This window comes from Pseudoalteromonas sp. SCSIO 43201, from assembly GCF_023716725.1.
In the GTDB taxonomy this organism is placed as follows: Bacteria; Pseudomonadota; Gammaproteobacteria; order Enterobacterales; family Alteromonadaceae; genus Pseudoalteromonas; species Pseudoalteromonas peptidolytica.
Genome location: NZ_CP072684.1, coordinates 1,015,271 through 1,027,747 on the forward strand (window position 1 = coordinate 1,015,271; position 12,477 = coordinate 1,027,747).

The following is a 12,477-nucleotide window of genomic DNA, read 5'->3' on the forward strand; positions in this document are numbered from 1 at the left end:
ATATGAAATTAGTGATATGAGCTAAAGAGCCAAATGCGAGAAAATAGGTAAAAAACGACTGGTTGGAGGTCAAGTGACCATAAAAAGCACCGAGTTGAAGTAAATTTGTCCAACTCGGTATCGGTAACGTTTAATTGTAGCTACTCAGTAGTTTTTGTAATTGTTCCAAACGTTTATCGGTAAGAACACGATTATCAATTTTTACGGTAACATCGCCGCTTTTTAAGTTACGCTGGATCCTAATATAATCGCTTTCGAGCATAGATTCGACTCTAGCCGAATCGCTATTGCCAAATGTTGTCAAAAATTTAGTTATCTGTAGTGCTCTTTTTTCATCTGACATTTCATCGGTCATAAACTCTTGGTTTGATAATCCTGCCAATTGTTCAGCGAAAAACTGAGGCTGTTCTTGCTTCGCTGCAATCAATTTTTTTGCCGCCTCTCTGCCTAAATGGTTTGCGGTTGGATAATACTTTAGTACTTCTACTGGAATGCTTTCAAATGCCTTTAGTGCGTCAGCTACAGCGGTATGAGAAACTCCCTCAATTGCTGCTATTTCTCGATAAGATCCTTTTTTACCTTGTTGGATCAAAGCATGCTTAGTATCGCTATATGCTTTACCCAACTCCCATAAACTAGGCGCAATATACTGATCAGAAGAAACCGCCAGTGTTTTAGCATCTTCCTCGTTAAAATCTTTGGAACTCAGAACAACGTAATCAGCTTCAGCTAATAAACAGGCCTTGCGGCGTCTTGACCCTGATAATACGTGTAACTTGCCATCGTGCCTCCAGCATAGAGCTGGATGCAAATTACGCTTGTCTTTTTTGATTGCAGGTAAGATATCAGCAACTGCTTTTTCGCTTAACAAAGATTGCTCGCGGCGATTTTGTCCAAATACTGTTGTTTTATTCTCAATATCTGAAAATGGAATGATCTCACAGGTCAATACAATCGTGCGATTAGGATCGCTTGGAGCTGGCATTGTAACCACATCACCTACTTTTGCCTGATCCAATAGATCGTCCAAACTACTACCCTCAACAGCGGTTGCAAAAGGGTCTATTCTTGTGTCATTTTTGCGTTTTCTAGCCATTTGTAGATACCTTTTTTATTCTGCTAGCGAAGATTGTGTTGAAGGCCAATTTGAGCGAATAAGCATTTCAAGTTCATCGACTACGTCTTTGATATTTTCTTGTGCTTTAAGTAAAGACTCTCTACTTGCAAGGCTATCAGAAGTCTTTTGATCGAATATCGTATTAAACGACGAGGAGCTTGCGGTGATAGCGGAACTATGGTTGATCGGGTAACTCATTACTTGCCTACCAAATGCACTACGCACATCCTTAACAATATCCCGCTGTGAATGGTTTCCTTTTACGTAATTCGTTACCAAAAATTGCATAAAATCCCACCCCTCGTGACCTAATGCTGCAACAGTGTGATAAATTTCACCGAGGCGTTTTAGATATTTATTGTTTGCATCGAAGTCAACCGCTTCTGGATGAACAGGGATCAACATTGAAGTAGAAGCCATCAGTGCATTGTAGAACATGAAATTAAGTGATGGTGCAGTATCTACAAGAATTATGTCAAACTCGTCTTGTACAGGCTCTATAACCTTTTCTTTGAGCTTATGATAGTGTCTTGTTGATTCATAGCTTGAGCTTTCTTTCAATTCAGTAGCGGTTTCATGTTCAAAGTAAAAGTCATCCATACCTGATGGTAGTACTCTAATATTTGGTATGTGGGTTGTCTGAAATGCACTTGAAACTAGATCTTCCCATGTTTCACCTTCATCTAAATCAATACAATCTCTCATTAAATCACCGACTGTGATCGGCTCATGATCGTTTGATGGAAAAAAGCTGGACGAAGATCCTTGAGGATCGAGATCGATGATCCCTATGCGATAGCGTTTAATATTTGTAGTGGCTAAGGCTGCTGCAATATTTACCAAACTCGTTGTTTTTCCACATCCACCCTTTAAGCTATTAATCACGATAACTTGAAGTTTGTCTTTTTCTTTACGTTGGTCTGCACTTACACCTAATACTTCGGCCATAGCGAAGATATTTGATAATGTATAAGCATAATGACCGTTAGCACCTTTCTTAATGTTTATATTGTCAAAGTCACCTTGGTCATGACGTCGTTTGAGTGTTCTGTTATTGACACCTAAAAGATCAGCAGCTGCTTTTTGCGTATAAGTTCGAAGTTCTTTTTCTTCGGTTTTTAAATGAGCGCGATAGTGTTGTATCCGACCAGCAAGAGATTGTTCGGCGACTTCAGCTGTTGCTTTTAACAGTCTGTACGTTGAGAGCGCATTGTTATTTATAGACATACACATTATCCTTCATTTGATGCTAATAATTATAATGTCCATTCAATTTGCTGTAAACACAAAAAAACAAAGACATTTGTAATTTATGTTTACATCTAAGAATAAATAAGAAAGGTTAGATATGGCTAAATATATAGGTATTAAAGGCTAATGTTTAAATTTTAGTATGTATCTATATGTTTTATATGAATTTTATTGTTTTTTTTAGATCACAATATTACTTGGTTAAGATCAGATCTCTTACAACTAACAGATCTGATTTTTACTAACTAGTATTTTATTTTTATAGTTACTCACATCTTACCCACAGGTATATGCTATTTTTTTATTAATGAGATCAATTTTTTACTAAGAAAAATCAGTTGGTTATTCACAGTAGCGGTAAGATCCGATCGTAAAATGTAAGTATAGATCTGATCTCTTCTAAGTAGAGATCAGATCTATACTAATTTAGGTTGTAGTTTTCCACAGGGGCGTGGTGTAGTGGGTCAAAATCAGCAAAAAACTAGATTATTGAGAGGGTTTTTATGGGCTTTTAAGTGCTAGCTTAGTAAAATGTTGATCTGAAAATTGAACCAGTTAGTAAAAAAATGATCCAAACAAAAAAAATGACCTCAGATCACTTTTATACTAACTTTAATCATTAACTTTTCCTGCTGAATATGTTGTTATTAGACGTCATGAAAATTTGGAAGTAAAACAATGAGCCGGAAGGTGAACATCTCTGTTGACAATTTGCCCGATTCACTTCGTGGACAGATCCATGGTGTAGAAAGTGCTATCGATAATGAAAGTTTGGCATTGTTCACTGATAATAAAGATGTTCGGGTATCAATAGAGCATGCAGCTCATGGTTTGAGAGCCTACTCAAATACCTTTAATCATTATGACTTATGGGGTCGTTTTGTTCGCTCTGGTCATAAAAAACTACCATTAGAAGAAGCGCCAAAAAAAACGATCGTTACTAGAAAAATTTCAGAGAAAGTTGATGGGATTTTGTATGAGGGTGAGATAAAAATTACGCCTGCTGTTGTGAGTACGAAAAAAGATGGCGATGACGAGGAGTTTTTGGTCTGGCCTTCTGATCGTGAAGAAAAAGTTGAGCGTGCACTTATTCGTCTTGCTTCAAAAGGGAAAATAGTAAAGATTAATTTTAAGTCCGGTATTCAATATGCTGTTATCTTTTCTATGAATGAACTAGCCCAAGAACTCAAGGCTGTTGGACAGTCGATGCCGTACCCTCAAATTAAGGAGTCACTAGAAGCACTTCAAGGTTCAAAACTTTCTTTTAAATACACCGCAACAGATACTAAGAATCCAAGTATTGATGATTCTTTCTACGAATCGAACATGAACTTTTTGTCTTCACTTCATTTTAGTGGCAAAAAAGGACAGGGTGGAAACATAAAATGTGTAGCTTGTCTTAATGCTTTTGTACACAACATGATTGATAATCTGGAGTATAAAGGTTATTACTTTAATAGTGCGCAAGAGTTAAAACGCGGTTTATCGCGTTGGATGATGTTGCGTCTCTATCACCTTTGGCGATATGCAGCTCCTGGTAAAACATATCATTTTCGTTTGATTTCAATCATGGAAAAGTATGGCTCTATCTATTCTGATGATGAAATTACAGAAAATAAACTAAAAGCCCTACGTCGTGATATGACTACAACAATGAAGGATTTGATCGAAAAAGGGGCTATATCTGAGTACAACATTTCAAATGTTAAAGATGAAAAGTCTGGAAAAATCATCGATTATGTTTATGAAATGCACCCTTCAGCACAATTTTGTGATGAAATTTTAGCGCTTAACAAACACCACAAGCGCATTGAGATTCAGGGTGGTAAGCGTATCGTTGAAAATGCAGAAGTAATAGATGAAGATACATTAGAAGAAATAGTGAAAAAGTAATGTCATACAAAGTGGTATTTGTTCGAAGAATGCCATATAAACATTTAATAAACGCCTCTGCTGATCTCTGTTTTCCAACGGCTACACGATAGAAAACTTTTAACTAATCATATTTAATTAACAGGAATCTGCTTCAAAATAATAGTATTTGGAACAAATAAAAAATCTGAAGAATAGTAGATTCGTTATTCTTCAGATTTTCCCTGAATTTAGTTTTTAAAACTTAAAGTGCGGTTAGCTGTATCCACTATTATTGTTCAGATACAAGTGCTAGTTGGGACGATGTTAATAAATTGCCATCTAAAAAATAACAAACTAGCTTCTCTTATATTTTATCTGCTGTTACGCATTTCGAGCATAAATATTGAAATAAAATTTGCTTCAAGCGCTATAAATTGGTTGCTCACTCATCAAACTTCTTTTTTACTACTAATGCCAATTAGACTTAATACTTACACAATTTGAAAGAATAAATCTGACGCTAACAGCGTTAAAAATTTCTTATTTAGAACAACTAAATAAGAAATTTTGCCTTGCCTATATGGATGTAGGTGCCTTAGCGATAGCAGGAGGCGATAGCGGAGTTATCGACAAGATTATCTCGCCTAAAAATAGACCACTTAATTAAGAAAATTGATCTAAACTTTCATCAACTTGATGTCTAACGCGATTATTATTTTAGTAGATTCAACTTATACTTTGATGATACAAATCTAGGCTGTTAAAGAACACATCATACTAAATGGAGTTATTGCCGCATTCCTGTTATGTTAAATTAGCTGAAAGTTTTGATCATGAAACTTATTCCGCGCATAATCACACATAAATACTGATTAATCACAGCGTTCTAGGTAGATTCTATCAACAAGAAAATTATACTCTCGCTTTCTAGGGTGGTCATCTTTTTCAATAAAATTGGAGAGTTCTCCAATTTTAGTATCAGGGTGTGGGTTTAATAAAATAAAAGGCAGTGCAGCACTGACATGATAACGGTTCGATGCGGTATAACGGACATTTACTTCAGGTGTTACTCGAGTAGGTCTTCTTATTCTTAGCTTTGCACTTTCAGAAAGGCTCGATACACGGTATTTTTCTTGTTCAACTAATTGTTTCCACTTTTCTTGATCTATCATTCTCGGATTAGAATAAATAGAGGAGCGATTAAGCATTTCCAAAGCGGCATCTTTTGTTAGCACTCTAGTCGCATGCTTTTTCATCCAGGTAAAGCGAACAGAAAAAGGCGGCTCTGATTCACAATGAATCTTTCGATAGGCTGCAAGAGTTATTAAATCAGGTACGGCATTATGCACAGCCTCGAACCGCGCATCGTTGTTAGAAATTTCCAAAATCGTATTTTTAAAATTTTCTTTTGCTAAATTAACTTCTGCGACTCTTGATTTTATTGTGTCTCTCGGATCGTTGACAAGTAAAAGACCGGGAAAGCGTTGTAGTAACTTGCCACTCTCACGACCACTTAAAAAAATATCACGGAACGAGTTTATACATTTCTTTTTCGCATCTTCACCGTCTAACTTTAAAATAGGAATCTGCTTAGGTGCGATTTCCTCATCTTGTTTTTTTACTGCTGGTAATTCATAAAAATTAGCTTTGATAATTTCGCTATGCTGTAATTCATGACATAACTGATCAATATGACGTATTAATACATCGAATGTAGAACGGATATTAAATTTATTCATGTATGATGTGTTCTTTTTGAAGTTAGCATTATTATATCAGATCATCAACTATGTAGTATAGCTGTTTGACTATAAGGGTAATTTTGGACTGTACTAGTGATGTATGAAAGATGATTTTCTCATATGATGTGTTCTTGCGTTTACCTTTGGTTGTCGTTTCGCAGCTCTGGAGAATATTGACTCTAAATAAAGTATGATGTGTTCCTTTCATTCCTCGCGATAATATCTCTTTTTACGAAGTAAAGTCAATTCTAATGTAACAACGCTAAATGTATGTTACCGAAAGACCTAGATTGATATTCTTTATGATAATAAGGACAGTAAGGGAATTGTCTTTTAGCGACTAAATGAATTTTTCACAGAAAAGAAGTAGGGTAGCGATCGCTATTGTTTATTTGATAACTCTGAGAAGGTAGAATTATACATTGTCATCAATAAAATATGCTAAACCTGAACGCAAGCAGGTTATGAATAAATCGGGTTATTAATAATTTTTCCTACGTTTTTAGGCCCAAAGTGCTAGAAGATGCAGAATATGTTGTATGATAACAAGATTCGATTTTTCAATGGCGAATGTGAGATTGGTTTTAACTTTTGACTTACTGGAAGATCGAGAAGTAATCCTTGATGGCATTATTGCTATGATTCTTTTTTCTCAAAAAAGTTTTACCAGCTCCAATATCATGTCTTTTACTTATAAGTGACCTAAGAAAGCTTATCAATTCTATGCGATAGGTATAGAAGCCTCAAAAATTAAACGTAATCTGTCTTACATTTCAACTGGGTTGACAATTGACTCAAGTTGATGATTGTAAATCTGTCTGAATAGATGATTGCTTTAGTTAGTGGATCTGACATTTAACCGTTTTACTTATCGGTACTGGTATGTCTAGTGTTTATTGGTAAAACCATGCTGCTGTAGAGATTAGACTAAAAAACCTATCATTCAAAATAATCCCGAAAGAACGTTATAAGATAAAAAATAGAGTTAATACTGCTGTGGCACATTTTAAAATGTTGCTTTCATCTTAATAATTGAATTTTTAAGCTGCGTAGGTAAAGGTGCGCTTTGAAAGGTATCAATCAAGTGGTAACTTTGTTTGCTTGTTTTAAGATTTGCTTAGAGACTTTTTCATAACTAGGCTCAAGCTAAGATTTGATAATTTAGATTATGCTTAGTTATAGCTAGAAATTATACAAACTCAATCTTTCAATAATATTGTAAAAGTAGGTGGAGAAAACTTTTAGAAGTTATCGTATCTAATTTATCAATCAAAAATACCTAAAACGAACTAAAAGCATATTTCATAGTTTGATCTAGTGCGAACAGAATTAAGTTAAATACTTTATCGTCAATCTTAGATTAAAAGTCTTATTTAACATAATAACCCCTTCGTTTGAGAAGACGTATCACTCTAAACTTTAATCAAATGAACAATTGATAGACTCTGCTCAAAGAGACGGTGTCTGTAAATAAACACAATATTAAAAAGGTTTATCTTTTGTGCTTGGATAATTTTTATAAATTTTGCGACAGGTGTTGATTATAGCAAAACGTTATTAAGTATGATGTGTTCTTTGTTTTATTAAAATCTATATTTCCCTTGATGAAAATTAGCCGTTAGGGTACTGTTCTAGTGTGTTTACACATATTGGAATGAGGAATTTTAAAATGGCCAATTGGAGCCCAAATAGCTGGAGAGATAAGCCCATCTTACAGCAACCAGAATACCCGGATTCAACCAAATTGAGTGCGGTCGAGAGTGAACTCAATTCAGCACCGCCGTTAGTCTTCGCTGAAGAAACACGTAGTCTATACAAAAGCCTAGCGGATGTATGTGAAGGAAAAGCTTTCATATTACAGGGTGGAGATTGTGCTGAATCTTTTTCTGACTTTAGTGCTGCAAATATTCGCGATACATTCAAAACCCTACTTCAGATGGCTGTGGTTTTAACGTATGGTGGTAAGTGTCCTGTTGTCAAAATAGCAAGAATGGCTGGCCAATACGCAAAGCCACGTTCGGCTGATTTTGAGACTATAGATGGTGTTTCTTTACCTTCTTACCGTGGTGATATCGTAAATAGCTTCGAGTTTACAGAAGATGCTCGTATCCCTGATCCAGATAGGTTGATGAAAGCATATCATCAATCAGCGGCGACACTCAATTTGCTCAGAGCCTTTGCACAGGGTGGTCTTGCCGACCTGCATCAAGTAAACCGCTGGAACATGAGTTTTGTCGCTGCGAATCCTCTAAAAGATAAATTTCAACAACTAGCAGAGCGTATTCAAGAGGCGCTCGAATTTATGGAAGTCTGTGGTATCGATTCCACTGTAGCGCCGAGCCTTAAAGAAACGCCGCTTTATACTTCACATGAAGCGCTATTACTAGGTTATGAAGAAGCGTTAACTAGACGTGACCATCTTTCAGGCGACTGGTATGACTGTTCAGCTCATTTCGTTTGGATTGGAGAGCGAACGCGACAATTGGATCATGCTCATATCGAGTTTTTCCGGGGCATCAAAAATCCAATAGGTGTTAAGGTTGGCCCAGGAATGCAAGAAGATGAATTAATTCAGCTTGTAGACGCCCTCAACCCAGACAACATACCGGGTCGTTTAACGCTGATCACTCGTATGGGAGCAGATGTACTTCCGGAAAAATTACCTAAACTGGTACGTCGAATTCAACAAGAAGGTCGCAAAGTTATTTGGACATCCGATCCCATGCATGGAAACACTGAAAAATCGACGACAGGATATAAAACACGTAGTTTTAATAATATCCTTAGAGAAATCAGTCAGTTTTTTGCGGTTCACAAATCTGAAGGCAGTTACCCTGGTGGTGTGCACTTAGAAATGACAGGACAGCACGTGACTGAGTGTGTTGGTGGTGCGTACGGTCTTTCGGATGAAGACTTGTCACAGCGATACAGAACTCAATGTGACCCACGCTTAAATGCAGATCAAGTCTTAGAACTTGGATTTTTAGTCGCAGACTTACTTAAAGACGCAAGAAAAGCAAGATAAGAATTTGTGTTTCAAAAGGCCGCACACGCGGCCTTCTTTTAGTATTTTCTGCGTTTCAAGCCTGTTTCAGAAATTATCTTGGCTGATATTTCTTCAACGGAATATCGCGTGCTATTCAAATAGGGGGTTTTATTGCGCTTAAATAACATCTCAACTTCCTTCACCTCAATACGACATTGCCTTATAGACGCATACTTTGAGTTTGCCATCCTCTCCTGTCTGATAGCAGCTAATCTCTCAGGCTCAATAGTTAAGCCAAAAAGTTTCTTTTTATAATTATCTAAACATTTTGGTAGCTTACCGCTCTCCAGATCTTCTTCTGTCATCGGATAATTCGCAGCTTTAATTCCATACTGTAGTGCTAAATATAAGCTGGTTGGCGTTTTACCACTACGACTAACACCGACTAAAATAATGTCAGCTTCATCGTAATTTTTAATATTTGCACCGTCATCATTTGCTAAAGCGTAGTTAACAGCATCAATTCTAAAGTCATAAGTAGACTCGTGAATACTATGCGTACGGTGTATTCTCGGCACAGGGCAAACTTTTAGTTCTTCACCTACAAGTTCACCCGAATACGATAAAAAGTCATAACAAACACCCTTAGATGAAAGAATAACTTCAGATAGCTCAGGGTTAACAAAAGTAAAGAACACTAATGGTTTTTCTCCTGAAGCTTCAGCTACAGAGTCGATCAAGCTTCTAATTTCATTAGCTTTTTCTATTGTTTCGACGAAAGGAATTGTCTGGTGATTAAACTCAACAGGAAACATAGAAAGCGTAGCATGACCGAACACTTCAGAAGTTATCGCTGTGCCATCGGAAATATAAAATGCAGTTCTCATTTTGATATTATTCATTTAGAAATTGTTTAAAATAAGCCAACGCGGTTTACGAAGGCAGCCATACCGTTGTAGAATGCCTGTGACCTAGTGGAAAGGTCAATTAATCTCTCACATTTAATACAATTTGTTTTGGAGACAGTTCCGTGCAAGACTACGTTCTCTGGTATCAAGAGTTAGGTATGCAGGATGTACCTCGAGTTGGTGGTAAAAACGCTTCTCTAGGTGAAATGATATCTAACCTTGCTAACGCTGGTGTACAAGTACCTGGTGGATTCGCAACAACTGCTGATGCGTTCAATGAATTTCTTGAGCAATCTGGGCTCAATGAAAAAATCCACTCAATCCTAGATACTCTCGATGTTGATGATGTCAACGAATTAGCCAAAGTCGGCGCCCAAATAAGACAATGGGTTATCGATACACCATTCCAACCAGAATTAGATAAAGCAATCCGTGAGGCTTACAGCCAATTACACGGTGATGCAAGCCAAGATGTCTCCTTTGCTGTTCGTTCTTCAGCAACAGCAGAAGATATGCCAGACGCTTCTTTCGCTGGCCAACAAGAAACTTTCCTAAACGTTCGCGGCATTGACGCCGTGATGATCGCTATAAAACACGTATTTGCTTCGCTATTTAATGACCGTGCCATTTCTTATCGTGTACACCAAGGCTATGACCACAGAGGCGTCGCGCTTTCAGCCGGCATTCAACGCATGGTACGTTCTGACAAAGCCTCTTCTGGTGTAATGTTCTCAATCGATACTGAATCAGGTTTTGAAGACGTTGTTTTCGTTACTTCTAGTTATGGTTTAGGAGAGATGGTAGTTCAGGGCGCAGTAAACCCTGATGAATTTTATGTTCATAAGCAAACGCTTGCTAAAGCAAAACCAGCTGTTCTTAAGAGAAATATTGGCTCGAAAGCAATCCAAATGATTTATTCAAGTGATGAATCTCATGGTAAGCAAGTTGAGATTGTTGATGTAGACTCAGCACTATCTAACCAATTCTCGATTACCGACGCAGAAGTAGAAGAACTTGCCAAGCAAGCTGTTATCATCGAAAAACACTATGGTCGTCCAATGGATATCGAGTGGGCAAAAGATGGTAACGACGGTAAGCTATACATCGTACAGGCCCGTCCAGAAACCGTTCGTTCAAACGAAGATGCGAACGTAATGGAACGCTTCCAGTTAAAATCAAAATCAGAAATTATTGTTGAAGGTCGAGCAATCGGTCATAAGATTGGCTCGGGCGTCGTTAAAGTTTTGACTTCTATTGACGAAATGGATTCAGTAAAGCAAGGTGACGTACTTGTAACTGACATGACAGATCCTGACTGGGAACCTATCATGAAGCGCGCCTCTGCTATCGTAACAAATCGTGGTGGTCGAACTTGCCATGCAGCAATTATCGCTCGAGAGCTTGGGATCCCAGCTGTAGTCGGATGTGGTAATGCAACTGATTTGATTACTAATGGCGACACCGTAACTGTCTCATGTGCCGAAGGTGACACAGGTTATATCTACAAAGGCGAGCTTGAGTTTGATGTTATTTCTTCTCGCATCGATTCAATGCCTGACATCCCAATGAAGATTATGATGAATGTGGGTAATCCAGATCGCGCATTCGATTTTGCTAAGTTACCGCACGCAGGTATCGGCCTTGCTCGTCTTGAGTTTATTATCAACCGTATGATCGGTATTCATCCTAAAGCACTACTTCATTTTGACAAGCAAGATGCAGAGCTACAGGCTGAAATTAAAGAGCTTATCGCAGGTTATGAGTCACCAGTAGAGTTTTATATCAGCAAGTTAGTTGAAGGTATAGCAACACTTGGCGCTTCATTTGCACCTGAACGAGTTATTGTTCGTATGTCTGACTTCAAGTCAAACGAATATGCAAACCTAGTTGGCGGTCAACAGTATGAGCCGGAAGAAGAAAACCCAATGATCGGTTTCCGCGGTGCATCTCGATATATTTCTGAAGACTTTAGGGAATGTTTCGCTCTTGAGTGTGAAGCGATTAAACGTGTTCGTAACGACATGGATCTAACCAACGTCGAAATCATGATCCCGTTCGTTCGTACTCTAGAAGAAGCAGCCCAAGTGATTGAAATTCTTGAAGCTCATGGCTTAAAACGTGGCGAGAACGGGCTAAAAGTCATCATGATGTGTGAACTTCCATCAAACTGCCTGCTAGCAGAAGAGTTTTTAGAATACTTTGATGGTTTCTCTATAGGTTCAAATGATTTAACTCAGTTAACTCTCGGTCTTGACCGTGACTCTGGTCTTATCGCACACCTTTTTGATGAGCGAAATCCAGCGATCAAGAAACTGCTTTCAATGGCTATTCAAACCGCTAAGGCAAAAGGCAAGTATGTAGGTATTTGTGGTCAAGGCCCATCGGATCATGAAGATTTTGCTGCTTGGCTGGTTGAAGAAGGAATTGATTCTGTTTCACTAAACCCAGATACAGTGCTTGAGACTTGGTTATATTTAGCTGAAAAGTTCACTAAATAACATACCATTAGCCCCAGTTTATTGAACTGGGGCTTTATGCTTAAGCAACTTTTTGCTGCATTTTAACGACCACTTCGCTATCTGTTATTCTCAGCAAATTACTATATTAGCCACTTTTCCA

At 37.6% G+C, this 12,477-nt stretch carries 7 protein-coding genes; 3 read left to right on the forward strand and 4 right to left on the reverse strand.

Translation table 11 applies throughout. The features are described from left to right. Nucleotides 1-130: 130 nt before the first annotated feature. Both J8Z24_RS20900 and J8Z24_RS20905 read right to left on the reverse strand, forming a co-directional pair. The gene (locus tag J8Z24_RS20900) at nucleotides 131-1,096 is read right to left on the reverse strand and encodes a ParB N-terminal domain-containing protein (protein WP_128730448.1); all 966 of its coding nucleotides are present in this window, start codon (nucleotides 1,094-1,096) and stop codon (nucleotides 131-133) included. Between the two features lie 15 nt (nucleotides 1,097-1,111). Next, nucleotides 1,112-2,344, reverse strand: a complete 1,233-nt coding sequence (locus J8Z24_RS20905; protein ID WP_128730449.1) for an AAA family ATPase — start codon at nucleotides 2,342-2,344, stop codon at nucleotides 1,112-1,114. A 702-nt stretch (nucleotides 2,345-3,046) separates the two neighbouring features. Between J8Z24_RS20905 and J8Z24_RS20910 the strand changes: the two genes are divergently transcribed. Beyond that, nucleotides 3,047-4,261 carry a replication protein A gene (locus tag J8Z24_RS20910; RefSeq protein WP_125251284.1) on the forward strand — a complete coding sequence of 405 codons (1,215 nt, stop codon included), beginning with the start codon at nucleotides 3,047-3,049 and terminating at the stop codon, nucleotides 4,259-4,261. Nucleotides 4,262-5,094: 833 nt separating this feature from the next. Here the strand turns inward: J8Z24_RS20910 and J8Z24_RS20915 are convergent. Then, nucleotides 5,095-5,961, reverse strand: coding sequence for a DNA replication terminus site-binding protein (locus J8Z24_RS20915; RefSeq protein WP_252095781.1), 867 nt, complete (start codon nucleotides 5,959-5,961; stop codon nucleotides 5,095-5,097). A gap of 1,672 nt (nucleotides 5,962-7,633) precedes the next feature. Between J8Z24_RS20915 and J8Z24_RS20920 the strand changes: the two genes are divergently transcribed. Continuing rightward, nucleotides 7,634-8,989, forward strand: coding sequence for a class II 3-deoxy-7-phosphoheptulonate synthase (locus tag J8Z24_RS20920; protein WP_125251286.1), 1,356 nt, complete (start codon nucleotides 7,634-7,636; stop codon nucleotides 8,987-8,989). Between the two features lie 38 nt (nucleotides 8,990-9,027). On the opposite strand, the gene ppsR is transcribed toward J8Z24_RS20920, so the two are convergent. Next, a complete protein-coding gene (gene ppsR / locus J8Z24_RS20925; protein ID WP_128732017.1) occupies nucleotides 9,028-9,837 on the reverse strand; it encodes a posphoenolpyruvate synthetase regulatory kinase/phosphorylase PpsR in 810 nt (269 codons plus the stop codon). A gap of 143 nt (nucleotides 9,838-9,980) precedes the next feature. Here ppsR and ppsA point away from each other — a divergent pair, with 143 nt between their 5' ends. Further along, nucleotides 9,981-12,356: a phosphoenolpyruvate synthase gene (gene ppsA, locus J8Z24_RS20930; RefSeq protein ID WP_252095782.1), complete on the forward strand. Its 2,376-nt coding sequence runs from the start codon at nucleotides 9,981-9,983 to the stop codon at nucleotides 12,354-12,356. Nucleotides 12,357-12,477 lie beyond the last annotated feature (121 nt).